This is a genomic window from Halorubrum miltondacostae (assembly GCF_041379815.1).
In the GTDB taxonomy this organism is placed as follows: Archaea; Halobacteriota; Halobacteria; order Halobacteriales; family Haloferacaceae; genus Halorubrum; species Halorubrum miltondacostae.
The window spans coordinates 362,094-385,453 of the sequence record NZ_JBEDNY010000001.1; the positions used below are offsets into that span (position 1 = coordinate 362,094).

The 23,360-nt window shown below is 70.9% G+C and carries 26 protein-coding genes; 14 read left to right on the top strand and 12 right to left on the bottom strand.

What is annotated here, in order from left to right; all coding sequences use genetic code 11:
• Position 1 precedes the first annotated feature (1 nt).
• The gene (locus ABNG04_RS01935) at positions 2-778 is read right to left on the bottom strand and encodes a DUF5806 family protein (protein ID WP_371159568.1); all 777 of its coding nucleotides are present in this window, start codon (positions 776-778) and stop codon (positions 2-4) included.
• Between the two features lie 90 nt (positions 779-868).
• On the opposite strand from ABNG04_RS01935, the gene ABNG04_RS01940 reads away from it, so the two are divergent.
• From ABNG04_RS01940 to ABNG04_RS01955, 4 genes are all read left to right on the top strand, one after another.
• On the top strand, positions 869-1,237 hold the full coding sequence (locus tag ABNG04_RS01940) for a universal stress protein (protein ID WP_371159570.1): 369 nt from the start codon (positions 869-871) through the stop codon (positions 1,235-1,237).
• A complete protein-coding gene (locus ABNG04_RS01945) occupies positions 1,234-1,812 on the top strand; it encodes a GNAT family N-acetyltransferase (RefSeq protein WP_371159572.1) in 579 nt (192 codons plus the stop codon). Before ABNG04_RS01940 ends, ABNG04_RS01945 begins: the two co-directional genes overlap by 4 nt.
• Positions 1,813-1,862: 50 nt before the next feature.
• Positions 1,863-2,486: an adenylate kinase gene (locus ABNG04_RS01950; RefSeq protein WP_371159574.1), complete on the top strand. Its 624-nt coding sequence runs from the start codon at positions 1,863-1,865 to the stop codon at positions 2,484-2,486.
• 110 nt (positions 2,487-2,596) lie between these two features.
• The gene (locus ABNG04_RS01955) at positions 2,597-3,499 is read left to right on the top strand and encodes a DUF106 domain-containing protein (RefSeq protein ID WP_371159576.1); all 903 of its coding nucleotides are present in this window, start codon (positions 2,597-2,599) and stop codon (positions 3,497-3,499) included.
• A 32-nt stretch (positions 3,500-3,531) separates the two neighbouring features.
• Here ABNG04_RS01955 and ABNG04_RS01960 read toward each other — a convergent pair whose 3' ends face one another.
• The 4 genes from ABNG04_RS01960 to ABNG04_RS01975 all read right to left on the bottom strand — a co-directional run bounded on the left by ABNG04_RS01960 (position 3,532) and on the right by ABNG04_RS01975 (position 8,013).
• Positions 3,532-4,548 (bottom strand): carbohydrate kinase family protein, encoded by a 1,017-nt coding sequence (locus tag ABNG04_RS01960; RefSeq protein WP_371159578.1) that lies wholly within the window; start codon positions 4,546-4,548, stop codon positions 3,532-3,534.
• 4 nt (positions 4,549-4,552) lie between these two features.
• Positions 4,553-5,803 (bottom strand): DHH family phosphoesterase, encoded by a 1,251-nt coding sequence (locus tag ABNG04_RS01965; protein WP_371159580.1) that lies wholly within the window; start codon positions 5,801-5,803, stop codon positions 4,553-4,555.
• A 49-nt stretch (positions 5,804-5,852) separates the two neighbouring features.
• The gene (locus tag ABNG04_RS01970; protein WP_371159582.1) at positions 5,853-6,317 is read right to left on the bottom strand and encodes a universal stress protein; all 465 of its coding nucleotides are present in this window, start codon (positions 6,315-6,317) and stop codon (positions 5,853-5,855) included.
• Between the two features lie 109 nt (positions 6,318-6,426).
• Positions 6,427-8,013, bottom strand: coding sequence for a heme-binding protein (locus ABNG04_RS01975; RefSeq protein WP_371159584.1), 1,587 nt, complete (start codon positions 8,011-8,013; stop codon positions 6,427-6,429).
• Positions 8,014-8,150: 137 nt separating this feature from the next.
• Between ABNG04_RS01975 and ABNG04_RS01980 the strand changes: the two genes are divergently transcribed.
• Entirely contained in the window at positions 8,151-8,792 is a 642-nt protein-coding gene (locus ABNG04_RS01980; RefSeq protein WP_371159586.1) for a PadR family transcriptional regulator, read from the top strand.
• Positions 8,793-8,825: 33 nt separating this feature from the next.
• Here the strand turns inward: ABNG04_RS01980 and ABNG04_RS01985 are convergent, their stop codons facing one another.
• On the bottom strand, positions 8,826-9,629 hold the full coding sequence (locus ABNG04_RS01985) for an SDR family NAD(P)-dependent oxidoreductase (RefSeq protein ID WP_371159588.1): 804 nt from the start codon (positions 9,627-9,629) through the stop codon (positions 8,826-8,828).
• A 155-nt stretch (positions 9,630-9,784) separates the two neighbouring features.
• Here ABNG04_RS01985 and ABNG04_RS01990 point away from each other — a divergent pair, with 155 nt between their 5' ends.
• From ABNG04_RS01990 to ABNG04_RS02005, 4 genes are all read left to right on the top strand, one after another.
• Positions 9,785-10,006, top strand: coding sequence for a DUF8149 family protein (locus tag ABNG04_RS01990; protein ID WP_371159590.1), 222 nt, complete (start codon positions 9,785-9,787; stop codon positions 10,004-10,006).
• Between the two features lie 209 nt (positions 10,007-10,215).
• Entirely contained in the window at positions 10,216-11,241 is a 1,026-nt protein-coding gene (locus ABNG04_RS01995) for an ABC transporter substrate-binding protein (RefSeq protein WP_371159592.1), read from the top strand.
• Positions 11,241-12,044 carry an ABC transporter permease gene (locus ABNG04_RS02000; protein WP_371159594.1) on the top strand — a complete coding sequence of 268 codons (804 nt, stop codon included), beginning with the start codon at positions 11,241-11,243 and terminating at the stop codon, positions 12,042-12,044. The genes ABNG04_RS01995 and ABNG04_RS02000 overlap by 1 nt, the downstream gene beginning before the upstream one ends.
• Positions 12,032-12,865, top strand: a complete 834-nt coding sequence (locus ABNG04_RS02005; RefSeq protein ID WP_371159595.1) for an ABC transporter ATP-binding protein — start codon at positions 12,032-12,034, stop codon at positions 12,863-12,865. The genes ABNG04_RS02000 and ABNG04_RS02005 overlap by 13 nt, the downstream gene beginning before the upstream one ends.
• A 44-nt stretch (positions 12,866-12,909) precedes the next feature.
• Here the strand turns inward: ABNG04_RS02005 and ABNG04_RS02010 are convergent, their stop codons facing one another.
• Both ABNG04_RS02010 and ABNG04_RS02015 read right to left on the bottom strand, forming a co-directional pair.
• On the bottom strand, positions 12,910-13,122 hold the full coding sequence (locus tag ABNG04_RS02010) for a hypothetical protein (RefSeq protein WP_371159597.1): 213 nt from the start codon (positions 13,120-13,122) through the stop codon (positions 12,910-12,912).
• 71 nt (positions 13,123-13,193) lie between these two features.
• Entirely contained in the window at positions 13,194-13,418 is a 225-nt protein-coding gene (locus tag ABNG04_RS02015) for a hypothetical protein (protein ID WP_371159598.1), read from the bottom strand.
• A gap of 158 nt (positions 13,419-13,576) precedes the next feature.
• Here ABNG04_RS02015 and ABNG04_RS02020 point away from each other — a divergent pair, with 158 nt between their 5' ends.
• Both ABNG04_RS02020 and ABNG04_RS02025 read left to right on the top strand, forming a co-directional pair.
• On the top strand, positions 13,577-14,740 hold the full coding sequence (locus tag ABNG04_RS02020) for a BMP family lipoprotein (protein ID WP_371159600.1): 1,164 nt from the start codon (positions 13,577-13,579) through the stop codon (positions 14,738-14,740).
• Positions 14,740-17,166, top strand: coding sequence for a methyl-accepting chemotaxis protein (locus tag ABNG04_RS02025; protein WP_371159601.1), 2,427 nt, complete (start codon positions 14,740-14,742; stop codon positions 17,164-17,166). Before ABNG04_RS02020 ends, ABNG04_RS02025 begins: the two co-directional genes overlap by 1 nt.
• A 33-nt stretch (positions 17,167-17,199) precedes the next feature.
• Here the strand turns inward: ABNG04_RS02025 and deoC are convergent, their stop codons facing one another.
• Both deoC and ABNG04_RS02035 read right to left on the bottom strand, forming a co-directional pair.
• Complete coding sequence (deoC, locus tag ABNG04_RS02030; RefSeq protein ID WP_371159603.1) at positions 17,200-17,847, bottom strand: deoxyribose-phosphate aldolase; 648 nt, start codon at positions 17,845-17,847, stop codon at positions 17,200-17,202.
• A gap of 118 nt (positions 17,848-17,965) precedes the next feature.
• Entirely contained in the window at positions 17,966-18,328 is a 363-nt protein-coding gene (locus tag ABNG04_RS02035; RefSeq protein WP_371160742.1) for an Hsp20/alpha crystallin family protein, read from the bottom strand.
• A 245-nt stretch (positions 18,329-18,573) separates the two neighbouring features.
• Here ABNG04_RS02035 and ABNG04_RS02040 point away from each other — a divergent pair, with 245 nt between their 5' ends.
• Entirely contained in the window at positions 18,574-19,914 is a 1,341-nt protein-coding gene (locus ABNG04_RS02040) for an aminotransferase class III-fold pyridoxal phosphate-dependent enzyme (protein WP_371159605.1), read from the top strand.
• Positions 19,915-19,965: 51 nt separating this feature from the next.
• Here ABNG04_RS02040 and ABNG04_RS02045 read toward each other — a convergent pair whose 3' ends face one another.
• Entirely contained in the window at positions 19,966-20,631 is a 666-nt protein-coding gene (locus ABNG04_RS02045) for a non-canonical purine NTP pyrophosphatase (RefSeq protein WP_371159607.1), read from the bottom strand.
• Positions 20,632-20,729: 98 nt separating this feature from the next.
• On the opposite strand from ABNG04_RS02045, the gene ABNG04_RS02050 reads away from it, so the two are divergent.
• Positions 20,730-21,143 carry an SHOCT domain-containing protein gene (locus ABNG04_RS02050; RefSeq protein ID WP_371159608.1) on the top strand — a complete coding sequence of 138 codons (414 nt, stop codon included), beginning with the start codon at positions 20,730-20,732 and terminating at the stop codon, positions 21,141-21,143.
• Between the two features lie 15 nt (positions 21,144-21,158).
• On the opposite strand, the gene ABNG04_RS02055 is transcribed toward ABNG04_RS02050, so the two are convergent.
• Positions 21,159-22,172, bottom strand: coding sequence for an Rv3626c family coenzyme F420 biosynthesis-associated protein (locus ABNG04_RS02055; RefSeq protein WP_371159609.1), 1,014 nt, complete (start codon positions 22,170-22,172; stop codon positions 21,159-21,161).
• A gap of 105 nt (positions 22,173-22,277) precedes the next feature.
• Between ABNG04_RS02055 and ABNG04_RS02060 the strand changes: the two genes are divergently transcribed.
• Entirely contained in the window at positions 22,278-23,351 is a 1,074-nt protein-coding gene (locus ABNG04_RS02060; protein ID WP_371159610.1) for a zinc-binding metallopeptidase family protein, read from the top strand.
• Positions 23,352-23,360 lie beyond the last annotated feature (9 nt).

A 23,360-nucleotide genomic window follows, 5' to 3' on the forward strand; every position in this document is an offset into this window, starting at 1 on the left:
GTCACTCTTCCGTCGGCTCGTGGACGTGACCGCACTCGGGGCACCTGACCTCCTCGCCGCGGAGGTCCGCGGAGGAGGCCCGCACGTCGCGCATCACCTCGCTGATCTTGTCTTCGGCCTCCAGCTCGTCGGCGACCGCGAGGTCGACGCCCTCGACCTCCAAGAGGAACTTCGCGACCTCCGTCACCTCGTACATCATCTCGTCTAAGTCCTCGGCGGTGAAGAACCCGGACATCGCGCCGTAGAGGAACGTTGCGCCCGCCTTCGTCACCTTCTCCTCGAAGGAGTAGCGCGCCTGATTGACCGCCTGCGGCGTGTACGTGTCCGTCATGAACGGGACGAGCTCGGGGAGGTTCTCGCCGATCTTCGTCATTTCGACGCCGGTCTCGGTGCGGAAGTCGGCGCAGAGCCGCGCGATCGCCCACTCGCGGGCCGTGATGTACGTCCGGTCGCGGAGGAACTCGTTGACGCGCTCGTAGCGCGCCCCGTCCATCTTCTGGAACCGCTCGTACTTTTGGACGTCTCGGGGGACATCATCGTCGGCCGCAGACCGCTCCTCATCGCCGGTCGCGGTCTGGTCTGAATCGGCCGCGGACCGCTCCTCGCCGTCGGTCGCGTCCGGATCCGTGGTCGTCGGCTCCTCGGTCGCGTCGTCACCCCGGGGGGCGTCGGCCGGTCCGTCCCCGTCCGGTCCGCCCTCTTCGGGCGGTGCTCGGTCCGCGGCGGGGTCGTCCGATCCACCGGCCGGGTCGGTCGGCGGATCGGTGTGATCGCTCATACGTCTGAAACCCCACGGGCGAACAAAAGACTTGTTGGTGGCCGCCCGCTCGGAGATCCACTTTTGTATCGTCGCGTGGAGGGGTGGCACATGAAGGTGCTCTGCGGGATCGGCGGCAGCGACGACTCGTTCCGCGCGCTCGACCGGACGGTCGAGCGGGCGGCGGTCGCGAACGACGACCTGACGATCGCCGTTGTGGACAACGACGACTCGTCGGTCGCCTCGGAGACGGTCGCCGACCGCGCCGAGGCGGCCGTCGACGAGGCGGGGATCGGCGCCGAGGTGCGGCGCGTCGAGGGCGACCCTGGCAGCCGACTGGTGGAGATCGCCGAGACCGAGGCGTTCGAGGAGATCGTCCTCGGCGGCGGACACACGAGCCCGATGGGGAAGATCACGATCGGGCCGATCGCGGAGTTCGTCCTGTTGAATGCGAAGACGTCGGTCACGCTGGTCAGATGAGCGACCGACGTTACCCTGACGCGGTGGCGGACGAGTTCCCGCCGCCGCCGACCGCGTTCACCGACCGCGAGGACCGCGAGATCGAGATCCGTCCGTACGAGGGGACGGAGGCCGACCACGAGACGCTCGTGGTGATGTACGACACCTTCGACCCGGCCGACCGCGCGCAGGGGATCCCGCCGGGCGGCGAAAAGCGCATCCGCGAGTGGCTCGACGCGATCCTCGCCGACGACTGCTACAACGTGATCGCTTGGTGCGGCGACGACGCGGCCGGGCACGCGACGCTCGTCCCCGACGGCGACGCCTACGAGCTGGCGATCTTCGTCCACCAGGAGTACCAGCGCGCCGGGATCGGGACGAACCTCATCCGCGGCCTGCTCGGCCACGGGCAGGCGAACGGGGTCCGGAAGGTGTGGCTCACCGTCGAGCGGTGGAACCGCGCCGCCGTCTCACTGTACAAGAAGATCGGCTTCGAGACCTCAGACGCCGAGAGCTTCGAGCTGGAGATGGGGCTCCGGCTCCACGCCGACGACGAGGCGACGGAGGAGTCCGCCGCGGCCGACGGCGACGAGTAGGGTTGGCCGGAATCTTCAAGCCTTTACGCGCGGCCCGCGACCGCTCCGATATGAGTCACCGAATCCTGCTGTTGGGGGCCCCCGGAGCCGGGAAGGGCACGCAGAGCGCGAAGCTGGCCGACGAGTACGGCGTCGAGCACGTCACGACGGGCGACGCGCTCCGCGCGAACAAGGAAATGGAGACGGAGTACGGGACGCCGAAGTCGTTCATGGACGCCGGCGAGCTGGTCCCCAACCCGGTCGTCAACGAGATCGTTGAGGCCGCGCTCGACGATGCCGACGGGTTCGTGCTGGACGGCTACCCGCGCAACCTCGAGCAGGCGGAGTTCCTCTCTTCGATTACGGTCCTCGACGCCGTGATCCTCCTCGACGTCGACGAGGAGGTGCTCGTCGACCGGCTCACCGGCCGCCGGGTCTGCGACGACTGCGGCGCGAACTTCCACGTCGACTTCCAGCCGCCCGAAGAACCCGGGGTCTGCGACGAGTGCGGCGGCGAACTGGTCCAGCGCGAGGACGACACCGAGGAGACGGCCCGCGAGCGCCTCGAGGTGTTCTACGAGAACACCGAGCCCGTGGTCGACCACTTCCGCGACGAGGGCGTGCTCGTCGAGGTCGACGGCGAGGCGACCCCAGACGAGGTCTTCGACCGGATCCGCGACGTCGTCGAGAACTGATCGGCATCGCCGCCGCGAACCGATCCGCGACGCCGCCACGGATCGATCCCCGTCGTCGCCGAGCGACGATCCTACAAGGTTCTTAACCGTCGACCGCTAACCAGTCGCTAATGAGTAAAGTCGAACGGCGAGTCCGCTCGCTTGTCCGGGAGGACGGCGAGATGCGGGACGCCATCCAAGTGGTCCTCGACAACGCCAGCGGCGGCGAGGTGCGCTGGGTCGACGTCCGCGACAAGATAACCAGCGGGCAGTGGGGCCGGCTCATCGAGAAGGAGATCCTCGTCGACGGCGACGAGGGGTTCGCGCTGGCCGACCGCGACGAGATCGAGGCCGGGATGGAGGACGACTCGGGCGGTAGCGACGTGGAGACGCCGGAGACGACCACCTGGTCGAAGTGGGACAAGCTCGCCGGCGTGGCGACGCTCGGCGCGTTCGTCGGCTACGCGGTCGGCCCGGTCCGGAACGCCATCGCCGGCGGGATAGACGTCGTCCTCGGCCCCCTCCTGAACGTCGTCCCGTTCTACGTGGTGATCATGGTCATCGCGCTCGGCACCGGGCTGTACTCGACGCTCCTGCGCGCCGGGCTCATGGACATGGAGAAGATGGGCGCGTACCAGGAGCGGATGAAGGACATCCAGGAGCGCCGGAAGGCGGCGGAGGAGCGTGACGACGACGAGGCGCTCGACGAGATCCAGGAGGAGCAGATGGAGGCGATGGGCGACCAGCTCGGCATGTTCAAAGAGCAGTTCCGCCCGATGGTGTGGATCATGTTCCTCACCATCCCCGCGTTCCTCTGGATGTTCTGGGTGATCGGCTACCGCGGCTCGGAGGCCGCGTACCCGGCCGTCGCCGCCCAGGAGCTCGTTGTCCCGCTCGCGGGCACCGTCACGTGGGACACAGGGATCGTCGGCCCGATCCAGATGTGGATCCTCTGGTACTTCCTGTGCTCGATGGCGTTCACCCAGCTCGTCCAGAAGAGCCTCAACATCGAGATGTCGCCGTCCGCCTCGTAGGCGGCGCGGCGCTCTTCGACCCCGCCGTTTTCTCACTCCCGCTCCGCGAGGAACGCCGCCACCTCGTCGCGCGACGGCAGCGATCCCATGCCGCCCACCGACCGGACCGACAGCGCGGCGGTCGCGTTCCCGAACGCGAGCGCGTCGCGGAGCGGCTCTCCCTCGCGGTCGGCTCCGGATCCTCCGGCGAGCCGCGAGAGCAGCCCCGCGGCAAACGCGTCGCCCGCGCCGGTCGCGTCGACGGCCTCCACCGGGTATCCCTCGTGCCGAACCGTCGCGGCGCCCCACGGCGCGTCGTCGGTACTGACCGCCAGCGCGCCGTCGCTCCCCAGCGTGACGACGGCGGTGTGGGGGCCGAACCCGAGCAGGTCACGGGCCAACTCTTCCCCCTCGTTCGTCGACAGCCCGGCCGCCGCGACGTCCTCGTCGCTACACAGCACGACGTCGCTCTCGGCGACCGCTTCGCGGACCGCGGCCGACGCCGACTCCGTCGCGTCGTCCGGGACGAGGTCGGGGCGGTAGTTCACGTCGAACGACACCAGGCAGTCGGCGGCGGCCGCCGCCGCGAGGATCTCGCGGGTTGCCGCCCGCCCCCGCGGGTGCGTCAGCACCACGCCGCCGAGGTGGACCCACGGCGGCCCGCTCGTTCCCGCCGGTGACGCCGCGGCGCCGTCGTCCCGCAGCGCCTCGGTCGGCACCGCGTTCGGGTCGAACCCAAACGTCGCCTCGCGGGGCCCGTAGAAGGAGAACCGCGGCCCGTCTTCGCCGGGCGGCGACACTACCGCGAGCGTCGTCTTCCCCGCGACACGCTCGACGTAGGTCTCGGGGATCCCTTCGTCCGCGAGCCTCTCGGCGAGGAACGCGCCGAACGCGTCGTCGCCGAGGCGCGTCCAGAACGCGGGCGGCGGGCCGAGCCGGGCGAGCCCCACCGCGACGTTGGCTGGCGCGCCGCCGGGGCGGTGGGCGTACCCGTCCACCTCGCCCGGCGTCTCGCCGGGGTCGGGCACGAAGTCGACGAGCGTCTCCCCGGCCACGAAGACATCGGCCATCGGCCTACTCGGCCGCTTCGGCCTCTTGGGCGTCGCGCTCCTCGGACGCGACCTCCTCGGCGACGGCCTCGAACGCCGCGAGGATGACCCGCTGACACGCCTGTCCCTCGGTGCTCCAGTGGTGGGCGTAGTCCAGCATGTCGTCGTAGATGTCGGGCTTACAGCCCGCCGCCTGCGGGTGCCCGCCGCCGTTCACGCGCCCGGCGACCTCGTGGGCGTGGCGGAAGTCGTCGGAGCCGCGGATCGAGGCCGACCCCGCGGGCTTGACGATCACGGCGGCGTCCGCGCCAGCCTCGCGGAGCCGCTCCGCGACCTCGTTCTGCGAGCAGCGGCCGTAGGTGACCGCGACGCGCCAGTCGCCGACCTCGTGGGTGACCGCGCGGTCGACCGCGAGGTCGATGCGCGCCTCCTTCTCGACCCGGCGCTCCGAGACGAAAGACCGGACCGCCTCGGGGAGGTCGACGCCGTACGCGCCGACGACGGCGGCGTACTCCTCGGCGCCCGCCCAGTAGGAGTAGTCCGCGAGGTCGTCCGAGCGCGGGTCCTCTTTGAGCCAGAGGTCGTGGTCGCGCGTGACCGCGGCGAGCTCGGCCCAGCGGTCGTCGAACGCGTGGTCCAGCGAGCGGAGCGTCACGTCGGCGGTACACTCCTCGTCCGACTCGCCGACGACGAGGTCGACGCCGGCCTCGCGGACCGCGCTCGCGGTCTCGTCGTCCCACTGATGGTGGTCGAACCAGCGGATCGCGTCGGTCGAGTCCGCCAGCTCTTCGAGCGGCTCCGCGATCCACTCGTAGTCGTCGGGACAGAGGTCGCAGACGAACAGGTCGATGCCGTCGTCGGCGTGCGCGGCGACGCGTTCGAGCGCGGTGTCGATCGAGTACGGGCCCGCGGAGAGCAGCCCGACCGGAGACTGCGCGTGGGCGTCGTCGAGCGGGTCCTCGTCGGCCGCCTCGTCGCCCGCGGTCTCGGCCGCCTCGTCGCTCTCGCCCTCGTCCTCCAGCCGGGCCGCGATGGCGTCCTCGAAGGGCGCGACGTCCAGGGCGGCGCCGTACGCCTCCCGGATCATCGCGGCGCAGGCGAGGCCGTCGGCGTCGCCGTCGGCGATCACGACCGCCTCGCTCCCCTCGATCGTCTCCCGCGCTCGCCGCTCCGCGCGCTCGTCGTCCAGCGAGTCCGGGTAGAAGAACCCCTTCCCCGGCAGCTTCGTGTACCGCGATCGGGGGGCGTCCCCCGTCTCGATGAGGTCGTCGTCCATACCGTCGTGCCGGGCGGCAGCCGGAAAACTCCGCCGCTCTCGCGGGCGCTCAGATCGTCGTCCGCTGCGGGTCCTCCTCGGTCAGCTGCCGCACCGTCAACACCGGGACCGGGCAGGTCCGGACGACACGCTCCGCGACGGAGCCGATGAGGAAGCGGTTCTCGCCGTGGCGGCCGCGGGTGCCCATCGCGACGAGGTCGGCGTCGACCGATCGGGCGTACGTGCCGATCTCCGAGGCCGGCCGCCCCTCGCGGACCTCGATCGTCACGTCGAGGGCGGCGTCGCGGTCGTGCGCCGCGCCGGACACGCGGTCGAGGGCGTCGCGTCCCTCGTCGTCGAGTGCGTCGCGGAGGTCCTCGCGGACCGTGTCGGGCGACGACTCCACTTCGCCGGCGTCGACGACGTACACCGCGTGGACCTCGGCGTCGAACCGCGCCGCCACGTCGACCGCGACCGAGACGGCCCGCCGAACGCTGTCAGAGCCGTCGGTCGCGACCACGATGGTGTCGAACATGGCCGGTCGTTCGCCGCAACGACACCTAAAACCCGGCGGTCGGCGGAGGGGGGTCGGGCGGCGGGCGGACGGCGACGGTCGACCGGTCTCTGCCGAGCGGTCAACCGGTCTACGCTAAGAAGACGTGGCGCGGGCGGTCAGCGAGCACGTCGCGGCCCCACTGGACGGTCTCGGAGAACTCGTCGGAGCGGAAGAAGCCCATCGCGTCCTCCTTCGCGTTCCACTGGCTGGCGATGAACATGTCGTTCTCGTCTTCGGTGTTCACCATCAGGTCCGTCTCGACGTGGCCGTCCATCTCGGCGAGCAGGTCGCCGACGTCGTCGAAGGTCTCGACGAACTCCGTCTGGTAGTCCGGCTTGACGGTGTAGAACATTCCCATCGTGCCGAAGCCGGACTCCTCGCCGGCGCGGGCGACGATGTCGGGCAGCTCCGAGAGGAAGCCGCCCGCGGTCTCGGCCGCCGACGCGGTGTCCCAGATGGAGACGACGGCAGCGCGGTCGGTGTGGCGCCCCTCGTACACCGCCGTCTTGACGTGCGTGCCGTAGTGGTCGAAGTTGCCGCGGAGCCCCTCGACCTCGTCGAACAGCTCGTCCACGTCGGCCTCGCTGTACAGCACCGTGGCGTACACGTCCTCGCCGTGGGGCGTCCCGGCGTAGATATCGAGGTCGGCGAGCTCGCCGCGGATCTCCTCGTCCGAGGTTCCGTCGCCGGCCTCCTCGCCGCCATGGGGGTGGTCGCCCTCGCTGCCGCCGTCCTCGCCGTGTGGGTGGTCGCCGTGGGCGGAGCCGCCGCCCGCACCCGAGCGCTCGTGGCCCTCGCCGCGGCCGTGGCCGTCGTCGCCGTGGTGACCGCCCTCGCCGTGGGCGCTCTCCTCCCCGTGGGGGTGACCGGCGCTGTCCTGCCCCGGGACGCGGCCGGTCGGCACCGTCTCGCCCGCGAGGAAGGCGTCGAGGTCGTGCGGCGGGAACCGACGGCCGACGTAGAAGTCGCCGAACTCGCCGTAGCGCGAGGAGGCCGGATCGAACCGCATCTCGTAGACGATGTCCTTGATGTCGGTCGGGTCCGCGCCGAACAGCGTGACGCCCCACTCGTGGTCGTCGAAGCCGACGGAGGAGGCGATCACCTGCTTGATCTTCCCCGCGTACTCCTTGCCGACCTCGCCGTGGCCCGCCATCAGGTCGGCGCGCTCCTCGAAATCGAGGTCGTACCAGTTGTGCTCCTCGCCGCGGCGCTTGCTCATCGGGTAGAAGCTGACGTACTCGTCGTCGGGGATCTCGGGCTTCAGCTTCCCCTCGATGTAGCGGCGCAGCCCGTCGTCGACGGCGTCGGCGCCCTCCTCAAAGTAGTCGTCCGAGACGTACCCCGACACCTCGGTGACGGAGACGCAGGAGGTCTCGCGCTCGGTGAACTTCGCGAGCGCGGTGTCCTCGAACCGGCGCTCGATCGCGGAGAGGTCGTCGAGCGACGGGCGGAAGTGAAGACAGAGGAAGTCCGCCTTGTGTCCCAGCACGGAGAACAGCGCCGACTCCCCGTCCTCGGCGTCGGCGATCAGCTCGTGGTGTTTCAGGAAGGCCTCGCCCTCCTCGATCGCCCGCCGTCGCTCGGACTCGGGCGCGTCGCGCCAGGCGTCCCAGTCGATCGAGCGGAAGTCGTGAAGCGAGAACCACCCTTCGGCGGTCTGTGGAGCCTCGACCATACCTCGGGTTGGAGCCCCGCGACTTAGGGGTTTGCGGGTCGTCCCGGGAAGCGGAAATCGAGGGCGGGGTCGCGGGCAGTCCTGCCGGTGTCGCCGTGATCGAAACCCTTTCGACGCGACCGCGAAAAGCCGAGACAATGCGGAAAAGCGGCCCGCCGAAAGGACTGATATCGTATCTCGTCTTGGAGCTGCTCGACGAACGCCCGCGATACGGGTACGAGCTGCTCGGCGAGATAACCGAGATCAGCGGCGGCCACTGGGAGCCCTCCTACGGCTCCGTCTACCCGATCCTCTACAAGTTCGAGGAGGAGGGCGTCGCCGAGCGCGTCGAGCGCGAGGAGGAGCCCGACCGCAAGTACTTCGCGCTCACCGACGCGGGCCGCGAGGAGCTCGCGGAGAAGCGCCGCGAGATCGGCGGCGAGGCCCGGGACTTCGGCGACGTCGTCCTCGGCTTCTACCACCTGTACGCCGCGCTCGCCACGGACGACCGGTTCGAGGTGGCCGACGCGGACGCCGAGTGGGGGTACTCCGAGCGGGACAGCGCGTGGATCGTCGAGCAGATGATCCGGCACCACGAGCGCGACTTCGGCGAGTTTGAGCGGATCGACGCCTCGCCGGAGGAGTTCCACGCCGAGACGGGAGCGACCGACGCGGACGCCGCCGACTCGGACGGTGCCGGACCGGAGGGTACCGAGCCGGACCGGACGGAGCCCGGATCGTCCGAATCGGTGCCCGCGGACGACGCGGAGGAGTCCTCTTCCGGGGCCGCGGACGACTGAGGCCGGCCAGCGTTCTCTCGGCCGCCGGACTCCTCACCGATGGAGCAGCCGCCACAGGACGCCGCCCGGCAGGCCGGCGCGGACGAGCCGGTCGTAGATCCGGTCGGGCAAAACGCGCGCGAGCCGCGGCAGCCACCGCGCCCGGCGGCTCACCCGGTAGCGCGTCCGCGGCCGGTCGTCGGTGGCCGCCGCCACCACGCGCTCGACGACCGACTCGATGTCCGTGGCGGCCGGCGAGTACCCCTCGAACTCGCGGTATGCGTCGGCGTATGGCCCCTCGCCGCCCGCGCCCTCGACCGCCGCGGCGGCCCGCTCGTTGAAGCCGGTCGGGACGGGACCGGGTTCGACCAGCGCCACGTCGACTCCGCGGTGGCCGACCTCCCTGCGGAGTGCGTCGACGTACCCGTCGAGCCCGGCCTTTGCGGCGCTGTACGCGCCGTGGTACGACAACGCAACCGAGCCGACCATGGAGCCGACGACCACGACTCGGCCGCCGCGCTCGCGGAGCGTCGGGAGCGCCGCGGCCACGGTGACGTGGACCGCGGTCAGGTTCGTCTCCACCTGTCGGCGGAACGCCGCCGCCGAGGTGTCCTCGACCGCCGCGATCTCGTACCCGCCGACGCAGGAGACGAGCGCGTCGAGCGGGCGGTCCGCGAGCAGGTCGCGGACGGCCGCCTCGTCCCGGAGGTCGACGACCGCGGTCTCGACTGCGTCCGGCAACCGCGCGAGCCCCTCCGCGTCGCGGTCGACGCCGAGGACGTCGTGGCCGGCGGCCGCCAGCGTGCGCGCGACGCTCCCGCCGATCCCGCCGGCGGCCCCCGTCACGAGAACGTACATGCCGGAGCGTCGCGGTGGGGGCAGTAGACGGTGACGGTTCGTCGCGGCGGGGGTCGCGGACGGCGACGGTCCGCCCGAAGGTGTTCGGTCGAGAGTTGCCGGCGGACGCGCCGACGCCCGAAGGCATATATCCGACACGGGCGATCATCGGGGTAATGTCCACCGAAGAGCTGTCCGTCCCGATCGTGTGCGACGAGTGCGAGACGGAGACCCGCGTGCCGCTCGACGACCTCGCGGACGCGCTCGAGAGACACAACGCGGAGAAACATGGCGGCGAGTCCGTCGCGGAGGTCAACCCGGCGATCAAAGATCGGCTCGCCGACCTCGTCGCCGAGGACCTGGGGCTGTTCGACGAGGACGCGGCGGAACGACCCTGACCCGGCGCTCGTGATCGCTCGTCGGAACGACTCTGCGGACCGCGGCAGCAATATTTGCGCCATTCGGTGACGAGCCTCGATCTTCTTATCTGTCCTAGAAACGCTCTGAACCGCTAAATCGGCCGATGCCGTTTGTCGACTGCGTCACCGGAACACGCTTCGGTTGCTGGTGACGCGAGGGTGTTGCCCGCGGGACCACTTTGACAGGTATGTACGAACTAACGCGGACAGCGTCGCGGCGGTCGTTCCTCGCGGCGGCGGGCGGAACTGCGACGGTCGGACTCGCCGGCTGCCTCGGCGGCTCCGGCGGCGGCCTCGACGAACTGACGGTCGCGCACATGCCGATTTACCCCGACCTCCAGTGGTACGTGATGGAGGGCGAGGGGTACTTCTCCGAGATCGACGCCGAGGTCACCGGCCAGGAGTTCGGTAACGGCCCCGACATCGTTCAGGCGCTCGGCGGCAGCGACATCGACGTCGCGATGTTCGGGATCGTGCCCGCGATGATCGCGATCGACCGGGGCATCGCTGCGCAGGTGACCGCGGCGAACATCCGGGAGCCGATGGGGATCATGGCCGAGTCCTCGTTCCACGAGACGTTCGAACAGCAGGGCGCCGACGCGTTCGCGACGTGGGCCGAAGAGCAGGGCGAGCCGTTCACCTTCGGCACGTTCCCGCAGGGGAGCGTCCCTGACGTGCTGCTCCGCTACTGGCTCCGCGACGTGGGCGTCGACCCCGCCGCGAACGACAGCGTGGAGATCATCGAGATCAGCGGCGCGAGCTCCGTCTGGCAGGCGATCGCCAACGACGAGATCGACGGCACCTCGATCATGGAGCCGGTCCCGACCATCGCGCAGGCGGAGGAGTCGTCGGTGACGATGCTGCGGACCGCCGCAGACGTCCTCCCCGGCCAGCCCGCCGCGGTCACCCTGATGAGCGACGAGGTCCGGGACTCCCCGATCGCGGCGCAGTTCCTCGAACAGCACGTCCGGGCGACCGACTTCATCGAGGAGAACCCCGACGCGACCGCCGGCCACGTCGAGGAGGGGATCGGGATGCCGGTCGACCGCGCGCGGAAGGCGCTCGACTCGCCGCTGTCGAACTTCATTACCGACCCCAGCGAGATCACGGAGGCGACGCAGGTGTTCTCCGAGTTCGCGGCCGGGAACGACCAGATCGACGAGCAGCTGTCGACCGACGCGATATTCGACCTCGAGGTGTACGACTCGCTCTGATGGCGACCGAAACCGGATCGCGCGTCGGCGGGGACGAGGGGTTCGCGAGCGTCGGGCTCGGCGACGGCCGACGCCTGCGTCGCGGGGCGGTCGGCGTCGCGGCGTTCCTCCTGATCTGGCACGCCGCCTCGCTCACGCAGGACCCGTTCGTCCTCCCCTCGCCAATCGCCGTCGGCGAGGCGTTCGCCGGCGAACTCGCGTCGGGCGACATGACCGCGGCGCTCTCGCAGAGCGTCCGTCACTGGATCCCGGGCACCGCCGTCGGGACCGGGCTCGGCGTCGCCGCGGGAGTCGCGTTCGCCTGGAGCCGGGTGTTGGACGACCTGACCGCGCCGCTCGTCCGGACACTGCGCCCCGTGCCGCCGCTCGCGCTGATCAGCTTCGCGATCGCGTGGTTCGGGATCAACGACGCCGGCGCGGCGTTCATCATCGCCATCGGCGCGTTCTGGATCAACTTCTACGCGGCGTACGGGGCGGTGGAGGGCGTCCCCGAAGACCTGCTCGATGTGGGTCGGACGCTCGGGGTCCGCAGCGACCTCGACGCGGTCCGGTCGATCGTGTTGCCGGCCTCGATGCCGGGGATCATGACCGGGATCCGGACCGGACTCGGCCGGTGTTGGATGCTCGTCGTCGCCTCGGAGATATTCGGCGTCCCCGGGGTCGGCCGCGAGATCATCCGCGCCAGCAACAACCTGCGCACCAGTAAAGCGATCGCGTACATTCTGGTGTTGAGCCTGATGTTCCTGCTCGTCGACGTCGCGTTCCGTGCGGTCGAACGGAGGGTGTTAACGTGGCGGGCGTGAACGAAGACGGGACCGCGGGTGACGCCAAAACCGCCGGTCCCCCCGGCGCACCCCGCTCTCCTGCGGTGGCGAGCGTCGCCCTCGACGGCGTCGGAAAGACGTACGCGGCCGACGGCGACGGCGACCCGGTGCGCGCGCTCGACGACGTGTTCTTCTCGGTCGCGGACGGCGAGTTCGTCTGCCTCGTCGGGCCGTCCGGCTGCGGGAAGACGACGCTCTTCCGGGTCGTGGCCGGGCTGACCGAGGCGACGGACGGCCGGGTCCTGCTCGACGGCACCGAGGTCACGGCCCCGACGACGGACATGGGCGTGGTGTTCCAGGAGTACCACCTGTTCCCGTGGCTGACCGTCGAGGAGAACGTCGGGTTCGGGCTCGAACGGAGCGACCGGCCCGCCGCCGAGCGCGACCGACGGGTCGACGAGATGCTGGACCTCGTCGGCCTGACGGAGTTCCGGGACGCTTACCCGAAGTCGCTGTCGGGCGGAATGAAACAGCGCGTCGCCATCGCGCGGGCGCTCGCGGTGGACCCGGACCTGCTGCTGATGGACGAACCGTTCGGCGCGGTGGACGCACAGACCCGCGAGATGCTCCAGCGGGAGCTGCTCGACGTGTGGGCCTCGACGGGGAAGACCGTCCTCTTCGTCACGCACGACGTGGCGGAGGCGGTGACGCTCGCCGATCGGATCGTGGTGATGGCCGCGGAGCCCGGCCGGGTCCGGGAGGTCGTCGACGTCGACGTCGAGCGCCCGCGCGAGCGCGGCGACGCCGCCTTCGCTGAGTACGTGGGCCGCGTCAGAGAGCTGATCGGTGCGCATCCGTAGCCGGGCGCCTCCCACTTCGAGCCCGGCCCTTCACGGGCTCACTCTCACGCGGCAGAATCGTTCTCGTCGTCGGAACCGTCGTCCTCGGAGTCCTCCGCGGCGGACTCCTCGACGCCCGCCGCCAGCTCGTCGACGTGGGTGCGGAGCGTCGCCAGCGTCGCGTCCGCGTCGGCGTACCCCTGATCGTAGCTGTCGAGCGCGCTCTCGGCTCGGTCGAGGAAGCGCTCCACCGCCGTGTCGCTCGGGTCGTCAGTCATACGAATCTGTCCGCCCGCGAGCGGTTTATGTCTCCCGGCGGTATCGCCGGTCGGCGCCGGACCGTGCCCGGTCAGCGCCGGCGGAGCGCGTACGTCGTGTAGCCGACCGCGACGACGAGCACGCCCGAGAGCACGGTGCCGAAGAGGGCGGGCGACGCGGTGACGTACTCGCCGAACGGGTCGGTCAGCGCGAACACGGCGAGGACGAGGGCGACGGAGATGGCGATTCCGACGGCGCCGAACGTCTTGAACGCCGCGTCGAGGTCGAACCGAGACGATCCCTGTTGATGACTCATACACTTGCGTACGCGCTCGAGTTATAAATCCGACCAGTCGGATTCTCAGGCTCGGGGAACGGTGACGGCCGTGCGTGAGATGCGCTCACAAATTTTTACTATTGGTAGTGATAATTCCCCCACAGGGGTTTTGTGACTCGTCCGTTCAATCCGATTCGATGACCAAAGAGAGGCGTATTACGACCTCACGCCGGCGGTTCGCCGTCTCCCTAGGAACGGGAACGGCGGCCGCCGTCGCGGGGTGTCTGGGTGCGGATCCGCGGGGGACCGCATCGATGGACGACGGGGGTAGTGACGACGGAGCTGGCGGCGACGCAGCCGGCGGCGACACAATCAGCGACGCGGCCGACGCCGGCGCGACGGTCGGGATGATCTACGCGCTCGGTGGCCTCGACGACCGGTCGTTCAACGACGCGGCGAACAGGGGTATCCAGCGCGCGCGGCTCGATTACGACGTGGCGTTCGCGAACGAGGAGCCGACGTCGATTCCCGAATTCGAGACCACACAGTCCGCCCTCTCGGCGTCGAGCGATCCCGCGTACGACCTGATCTGCTGTATCGGATTCCTCCAAGCGGACGCGCTCTCGACTGTCGCTGGCGAGCACCCCGACCAGCAGTACGCCATCGTCGACTCCGTCGTCGACAGCGATAACGTGGCGAGCTACGTGTTCCGCGAGCACGAGGGGTCGTTCCAGGCCGGCCACCTCGCCGGGTTGGTGACCGCCCGCGACGTGTCTGTCGGCGCGGGGGCGACCGTTCCCGACGAGCGGACCGTCGGCTACGTGGGCGGCGTCGACTCGCCGCTCGTTCGTAAGTTCGAGGCCGGCTACCGCGCCGGCGTCGACTACGCGACCGCGGACGTGTCGGTGCTGTCCACCTACCTCGGCGCGTTCGACGACCCCGAGGGCGGCTACGCCGCCGCCGCGGAGATGTTCGAACAGGGGGCCGACGTGGTGTACCACGCGGCCGGCGGCAGCGGGCTCGGCGTGTTCCAGGCGGCCCAGGAGTACGGCCGGTACGCGATCGGCGTCGACTCCGACCAGTCACGGAGCAATCCGCGGTACGCGGACGTGATTCTGGCGTCGATGGTGAAGCGCGTCGGCACCGCGGTGTACGATGCCGTCGAGGAGACGATAGACGACGACCTCGACACCGGTTCCACGACGGCGCTCGGGCTCGCAGAGGACGGCGTCGCGCTCGTCTACGGCACGACGCTCGGGCCGGTGATCCCCGACGACGTGCGCGACGCGATCGCCGACTCCGGCGAGCGGATCGTCGCCGGCGAGCTGTCGGTCCCGACGGACCCGGAGGCGGTGAACTGATGGGCCCGGACTCGTTCGAGCGCGCGGTGCGCGCCGTCGGGCGGCTCCTCCCGAACGCGGTGCGCCGCCGGTACGCCGCGAAGTTCGCGCTGGCGTTCCTCGTGGTCGCGGCCGTCGTCGTCGCCGGGGGCGCGTTCACCTACCTCCAGACCGAACAGACGGTGGAGACGGACGCGACGACGCAGCTCGCCGAGACCGGCGGCCTCCAGGCCGACGCGATCGGCTCGTGGACCGAGCGGATGACCACGCAGACCAGATCAATGTCGACGGCCGACGCGCTCCGGTCCGACCGGCGCGCGCCGGCGTACGTGCTGTTGAAAGACCAGCTGCTCTCCGAGGACATCGTCAGCATCCACCTCGTCGACGCGCGCCAAGACCGCGTCGTCGCCAGCACCGAGCGGCCCCTGGAGGGGCGCGCGCCGAGCGACCTCGACGCGCCGTGGAGCGACGCGGACGTCCCCGAGGGGGTTGGCGAGGACGACCGCGTCTGGCGGTCGGACCGCTCGTACCGGTCCCCCGTGCTCAACGACCGACCGGTGATGGCGTTCGCCAGTTCGGTCCCCCGGGCCGACGGCCGGTACCTCGTCGTGGTCACTCGCATCCAGCCGCAGCTCGAACGCATCCAGAACAGCGACACCGGCGAGGAGACGATGATCCTCAACGCCGCCGGGCAGACCGTCCTCGACATCGACGGCACGGTCGACGAGGCGGCACACGCCGACGGGATCGAGACGATCCGCGAGGGCAACGCCACGACCACGACCCAGATCGGCGACGGGCAGGTCCACGCGTACGCCGCCGTCCCCGAGACCGACTGGGTGGCGGTCACGAGCGTCGACCAGTCGACGGCCTTCGCCGTCCGCAACGACGTGGGGAACTCCGTGCTGCTCCTCATCCTCCTCACGCTCGCGTCGCTGGGCGTCGTGGGCGCGGTGCTCGGCACCCGCACGGTGGTCCCCCTCTCGCGGCTCCGCAGCCGCGCCGAGCGGATCGAGTCGGGCGACCTCGACGTCGACCTGTCGACCGGGCGGATCGACGAGATCGGTCGCCTGTTCACGAGCTTCGGCGAGATGCGGGACGCGCTCCGGAACCGGATCGCTGAGGCGGAGACCGCCGCCGACGAGGCCGAGGCGGCCCGTGAGGAGGCGGAGGCCGTGACGCGGGACTTGGAGGCGCGCGCCGCCGACTACAGCGAGGTGATGGGCGCTGTCGCGGACGGCGACCTCACGCGTCGGATGGACCCGGACGCGGACCGCGAGGCGATGCGCGAGATCGCCGAGGAGTTCAACGACATGGTGGCGCAGCTGGAGCGGACCACCGCGCGGGTCGCGGTCTTCGCCGGCGAGGTCGACTCGGCGAGCGCGGAGCTCGCGGCCGGCGCCGACGAGGTCGAGACCGCGAGCGGGACCGTCAGCGAGCAGATACAGGAGATCGCGGACGGCGCGATCAGCCAGGACGAGCGCCTCGACGAGGTGAGCGACGAGATGAGCGACCTCTCCGCGAGCATCGAGGAGGTCGCCTCGTCCGCCGCGTCGGTCGCGGAGACCGCCCAGGCGGCCTCGGAGCGCGGCGAGACCGGCCGCGAGGCCGCCTCGGAGGCGCTCGACGAGATGGACGCGATCGAGGCGCGCTCCGCCGCCGCGGTCGAGCAGATGGAATCGCTCGACGAGCGCATGGACGAGATCGACGAGGTGGTCGAGTTCATCACCGACGTGGCCGAGCAGACGAACATTCTCGCGCTCAACGCCTCGATCGAGGCCGCCCGCGCCGGCGAGGCCGGCGAGGGCTTCGCGGTGGTCGCCGACGAGGTCAAGGACCTCGCGGAGGAGACGCAGGAGGCCGCCGCCGAGATCGAGTCGCAGATCGCCACGGTCCGCGACGAGACCGACGAGACCGTCGCGGACATCCGCGAGACGAATGAGCGGATCGACGAGGGGGCTGACACCGTCCGCGAGGCCTCGTCGTCGCTCGAAGCCGTCGTCGACGCCGTCGAGGAGACGAACCACGGCGTCCAGGAGATCAGCGAGGCGGCCGAGGACCAGGCCCGGTCGACCCAGCGCGCGGTCGAGGGTGTCGAGGACGTTGCCGAGGTGAGCGGGGAGGTCGCCGCCGGCTCCGAGCAGGTGTCCGCGGCCGCCGAGGAGCAGACCGCGACCGTCGCCACCATCGCGGAGAACGCCGACCGGCTCCGCGGACAGGCCGAGTCGCTCTCCGAGTCGGTCTCGGCCTTCGAGGTCGACGTGGACCCTGAGGAGATCGAGGCCGCGGAGTCCGACGGCGTCGGTGCGGCTGAGGGCGACGAGGCGGTCGGAGGCAACGAGAGGACCGACATAGAAGGCGAGATCGCCGGCGACGCCGACGAGTCGCTCTCCGGTGACGGGCTTGCCGCCGACGGCGACGGGCGGTCCTCGTCGGCGGACGAGTAGCCTCCCTTTCTGGCTCTCCTCCGACGCGGGCGTCTACTCTTCGCTCCCCGGTTGCCCCTCGACGATGGCGACGCCGGAGGACGCGCCGATCCGCACCGCGCCCGCGTCGAGCATGGCCGTCGCCTCGTCGTAGGAGCCGACCCCGCCAGAGGCCTTCACGGGCAGGTACTCGCTCATCAGCTCCACGTCGGGGACGGTCGCGCCGCCGTCGGCGAAGCCCGTAGACGTCTTCACCATGTCGGCGTCCGCGTCGACCGCGGCCTCGCACGCGCGGCGCTTCTCGGCGTCGTCGAGGAGGGCGGTCTCGATTATCACCTTCACGGGGACGGGCACGGCCGCGACGACATCGGCGAGCTCGTCCGCGACCGCGCCGTCGTCGCCGGCCTTCAGCCGGCCGACGTTGATCACGAGGTCGATCTCGTCCGCCCCGTCCTCCCACGCCGCGACCGCCTCGTCGCGCTTGACCGCGGGGTCGTGCTGCCCGTGGGGGAAGCCGACCACGGTGGCGATCGCCTCGGGCTCGGCGTCGTACTCGGCCGCCTCGGCGACGTAACACGGCGGGATACAGGCGTTCATCCCGTGGGCCACGGCCTCGTCGAGGACGGTCCGCACGTCGGCCCAAGTCGTCTCCGGACCGAGGACGGTGTGGTCGATGCTGGCGGCGAACTCGTCGCGGTTCATGCGTCGTTCGTCGCGCGCGGAACTAAAAGACGTGCGGGGTCGACGCGACCGGCCCGGAGCCGGTCGGCCACGACGGTGGTACGGAGACCGTGGGGGTCTCAGACCGAGCGCGTCGGCGTCAGCTCTCGATCTCGATCTCCGTGCCGCTGACGGCGTTCTCGACCGTCACCGGAAGCCGGACGCTCAGGATGCCGTTCCGGTACGTGGCCTCGATGCCGTCCTCGTCGATCGTCTTCGGGAAGCGGAACCGTCGGTGGTACGTGCGCCGCGTTCCGCGGCTCTCGTCCTCGTGCTCACCGGCGACGTTGAGCACGCCGTCGTTCCACGAGGCAGTGATCTCCGACGGGTCGAACCCCGGAAGCTCGACCGACAGGACGAATTCGCCGTCCTCCTCGTACAGTTCGTAGTCGTTGCTACCGGATTCGAACAGTCTGCTCGGGAAGTCGAGTCCTTGCGTCCACGCGTTCGCTGGCTCGAGCATGGGCATTGCTGACCACCTCGAACTCGTCTAACAGTAGGGTTGCGATTCTATAAAAATCTGACGCATCTTGGCGATAGGTACCATACCACGATTGACGGCGCGTCAGAACCGATCTCACCTCCGCGCCGCCGCGCCGCCGAGTCCGGTCGTCGTGGCGGACGCCGCCGGGCGAACGAGAGTTGGAGAATTCTCCAACGTTCTCGCGTCCGCCCCGGATTTATTTCGTCCGCGTGCCACCGCGACGCATGGATCGCGACACCGCCGTGCCTGCGGTCGACGACCTGCCGGGCGAGCGCGCTCGCGAGTGGGTCGAGTACCACCACGAGTCCGCCGCGCCGAGCACCTACGTCTACGAGTTCGTCTGGGACCGCACCGCCCCGGCCGAGGGCCCGTTCTGTACCGACGTCGACGGCAACGTCCTCCTCGATTTCACCAGCCACGTCGCCGCCGCGCCGCTCGGGTACAACAACCCGCTGATCATGGACCGGCTCGCGGAGTTCGACCTCGTCGACCCGCTGAAGATCGCCGGACAGGACTTCTACGCCGCTGGCGGCCCCGCTCCCGACGACGGGATCCCCGGTGCCTCCGGGCTCATGGACCGACTGACGGACCTGACGAGCCACTACGACATGGACACCGTCTTCCTCTCGAACTCCGGGGCGGAGGCGGTCGAGAACGCCATCAAGATCGCCTACGACGCTTCGGATGGCGCGAAGTACGCGATCACCTTCGACGGAGCGTTCCACGGGCGGACGCTCGGCGCGCTCTCGCTCAACCGCTCGAAGTCCGTCTACCGCCGCGAGTTCCCGGAGGTCAGCGGCGTGATGGACGTCCCGTACTGCGACGACCGGACCTGCTCGCCAGAGACCTGCTCGTGCGGCTTCTTCGCCGACGGCGTCTCCCGCCTCCGCCGGAAGCTCGATCCGAAGCGGGGGAACGTCCACCCGGACGACGTCGCCTACCTGATCATGGAGCCGATCCAGGGCGAGGGCGGCTACCGGTTCCCCTCGGACGCGTTCACCGACGAGATCGCGGCGATCGCCGACGAGCACGACATCACGCTGATCGCCGACGAGATCCAGTCGGGCGTCGGCCGCACCGGCGAGATGTGGGGCTCGGACCACTACGCGTACGACCCCGACGTGATCACGAGCGCGAAGGGGCTCCGCGTGGGGGCGACGGTCTCGCGGAGCGACGTGTTCCCCGAGGAGACCGGCCGCCTCTCGTCGACGTGGGGGGCCGGCGACCTGATCGCCTCCGCGCAGGGGGCGCTCACGCTCGACGCCATCGAGGAGGCGGACCTCATGGACAACGCCGTCACCCGCGGGCGGCAGTTCAAGGAGACGATGCGCGACGCCGCCCTCGACGGCGTCGAGGATGTCCGCGGGAAGGGGCTGCTGCTCGCCGTCGAGTTCGACACCGAGGAGCGCCGCGACGCGGTCGTGAAGCACGCGTTCGACCGCGGCCTGCTGACGCTCGCGTGCGGCAACGAGGTCGTCCGGATCCTCCCGCCGCTCGACGTCACCGAGCGCGAGATCGACCTCGGCTGCGACCTCCTCACCGACGCGATCGCGGCCGCCGCCTGAGTCGCCGGTCTCGGATCTGACCGAGATTTCGATCCGATCGACTCGCGGGCCTCAGCGGTCCGCGTACCACTCCGCGAACTTCTCCAACGCCCGCCCGCGGTGCGACACCGCGTTCTTCCGGTCGGTGTCCATCTCCGCGAACGTCTCGCCGTCGTGTTCGAAGATCGGGTCGTAGCCGAAGCCGCCGTCGCCCCGTGGCGCGACGATCCGCCCCGGGACGTACCCCTCGAACAGCTTCACCGGGAGCGGGTCCGCGCCGCCTCCGGCCGCGCCGTCCTCGTCGTCGCTTTCGCCGCCCGCCTCCGCGTCCGGCCCCGCCGCCGCGGCCGCGTCGCGGTCGCCCCGGTCGACGGGGTCGGGGCTCGCGGCGAACCCCTCGCCGTCGCAGTAGCCGAGCGTACACCGGAAGGCGGCGCGGCGGTCGTCGAGCTCGCTCGCGATGTCGTGGACGCGCTCGATCCCGAGCGTCTCCTCGACGTACGAGGAGTACGGGCCCGGGAACCCGTCGAGCCCCTCGACGAACAGCCCCGCGTCGTCGACGAGGACCGGGGCGTCCGCGTGGCGGTACGCCTCGCGGGCCCCCTGGGCCGCGATCGGTCCGAGGTCGCCGGCCTGGACCTCCGTGTAGTCGAAGTCGAGTCGCTCCACCGAGCCGTCCGGGAGGTACCGCTCCGCCTCGCGGACCTTCCCCGGGTTCGTCGTCACGTACCTGAGCACGGATCGACGTGGGCGCGCCCGCGAGGAATAGCCGTCGGTCGCGGTCGCCCAGCCGCCGTGGCAGTACGTTTTTGTCGGCCCGACGACACCGGTCGCGCATGGCCCTCCCCACGTTCGAGAAGAAGCGGCTGATCGGCCTCATCGCCATCCTCTCGTTCGGGCTCACCTCGCTGTTCGCGGTCCTCCTGCCGACCGCGCTGGGCCCGCTGATCCCCGCCACGTTCATCACCGGCTTCTTCATCCTGATCCCGCTGGTATTGGTCCTCGGCGAGGACTTCCCGCTCGTCGCCGCGGACGATGCCGACGCGGAGGCGGCGTCTCCCGCCGCCGAACGGCCGGTGGCGGCGCTCCGCGAGCGGTACGCGACCGGCGAGATCGACGAGGCTGAGTTCGAGCGAAGGCTCGACCGGCTGCTGGCGACCGAGGACCTCGACGAGCGCTTCGACCGGACGGACGCCGAGGTCGCCCGCGGGTCCGACGAGCACAGCGGGCACGAGTACGAACTGGAGTGAGTCGCCCGTCGTCGCTCAGGGGTCGACGCGGGCGATCCACGCGTCCGGGTCGTCCAGCTCATCACCGGTCGGGAGGTTCTCGGCGCGCTCCCAGACCGCGCCCGCGGCCTCGATGCCGCGCTCGTCCGCGACGTGCCGGAAGAAGGCGGCTCCGCGCTCGTACTGCCGCCGCTTGAGGCCCAGTCCGAGGAGCCGCTGCGCGAGCCGCCGCACCGGGCCGCCGCCGCCGCGCCGGTCGTCGAGCTTCCGCCGGAGGTCCGCGTACTCGCCGTCGAACGCGCGGTCCATCAGCACCTCTGCGTACCCCTCGACCGCCGTCATCGCGGCCTGGAGCTCCGCGAACGCGTCGGGGTCGAGCCCGCCGGCGGTCATCCCCTCGACGCCGCGCTCGACGCGCGATTCGAGGTACTCCGGAAGCCACGGGGCCGCGCCGAACTCGGCGGCGTGAGTCACCTCGTGGAACGCGATCCACCGCCGGAAGCGGGGGTAGTCCACGTCGAGCGTCCGCGCGACCGCGACGATGTTCGGGTGGACGAAGTAGAGGCCGTGGTCGGCGTCCGGCTCGTCGGCGAGGAGGAGGGGGTCGTACTGGCCGAGGACGTTCCGCGAGAGGAACCCTAACGCGAACGCCATCGACCCCGTGTTGGCGACTCGGCTGATGTCCTGCGCGAACGCGGGACCGCGCGTCGCGGGCGTCGCATCGAACGTCCCGTCTGGCTCGCCGGGGGCTGCTGCGGCCGCCTCGATCGGGTCCATCACGCGCCGGAACGTGCCAACGCTCGCGTCGATCCAGTGGTGGCGGTTCTGTACTTCGACGGTGTCGGGCACGTCGAACTCGATCCCGGCGACCTCGGCGAGCCGCGAGCGGGCGTCGCGGACGTCGGCGGCGTACCCCGCGCGCTCCGCGTCGGAGAGCGCGATCGACCCGGGCTCCGTGGCGCCCTTCGCGGCCGCCGCGGCCCGGTCCCAGTCGACGACGCCCGGTCCCTCGGCCTCGGCGACGGCCCGGACGCTTCGGAGGATGTCCATACCGATCGGACGAGCGGCCGCCTCAAAGCGCTTGTGTCGGTCGGTGCGTCGGGAGACCGCGACCGACTCCGGTGTCTTCTTGCCCGACGCCGCACAGCCTCGCGCATGGACGAGACGCGCCGCGCGTTCCTCGACGACCTGCTCGCGACGCCGAGCCCCTCGGGCTTTGAGACCGCCGCACAGCGGGTGTGGACCGACTACGTCGGCGAGTTCGCCGACCGGGTCGACACCGACGCGTACGGCAACGCGGTCGGGGTCCACGAGGGCGACCCCGACGCACCGACGGTCGCCGTCACCGGCCACGCCGATGAGATCGGATTCATCGTCCGGGACGTGCTCGACGACGGCTTCCTCCGGATTGGGCGGATCGGCGGCGCCGACCGCACCGTCTCGAAGGGCCAACACGTCACGGTCCACGCCGACGAACCCGTCCAGGGCGTCATCGGCCAGACCGCGATCCACCTCCGGGATGGCGACGAGGAGTACGAGGACGTCACCGGGCAGTTCGTCGACATCGGCGCCGCCGACGCCGACGAGGCGCGCGACCACGTCGAGGTCGGCGACCCCGTCACGTTCTCGTCGGGGCTCCGCGACCTCGTCGGGGACCGGATCGCCGCGCGGGGGGTCGACAACCGGGCCGGCGCGTGGGCGGCCGCGGAGGGGCTCCGGCGCGCCGTCGAAGCCGACGTCGACGCCACCGTGTACGCCGTCTCCACCGTCCAAGAGGAGGTCGGGCTCAAGGGGGCGCGGATGGTCGGCGTCGACCTCGACGACGTCGACGCGTTCGTCGCGGTCGACGTCACGCACGCCACCGACAACCCGGACGTCGACCGCGAGCGGCGCGGCCCGGTCGAGCTCGGCGCCGGCCCGGTGATCGGCCGCGGGAGCGCGAACCACCCGGTCCTCGTCGACCTGGCGCGCGACGCGGCCGCGGACGCCGACCTCGACGTCCAGCTCCAGGCGGCCGGCACCCGCACCGGCACCGACGCGGACGCGTTCTACACGACCCGCGGCGGGACCCCCGCGCTCAACGTCTCGATCCCGAACCGGTACATGCACACGCCGGTCGAGGTGATCGACACCGCGGACCTCGACGGTGTCGCCGACCTCCTCGCGGCGATCGCCGCGGCGGCGGGCGACCGCGAGGGAGCGTCGGATCCGTTCGCCGTCGACGTCTGAGCCGGCCGC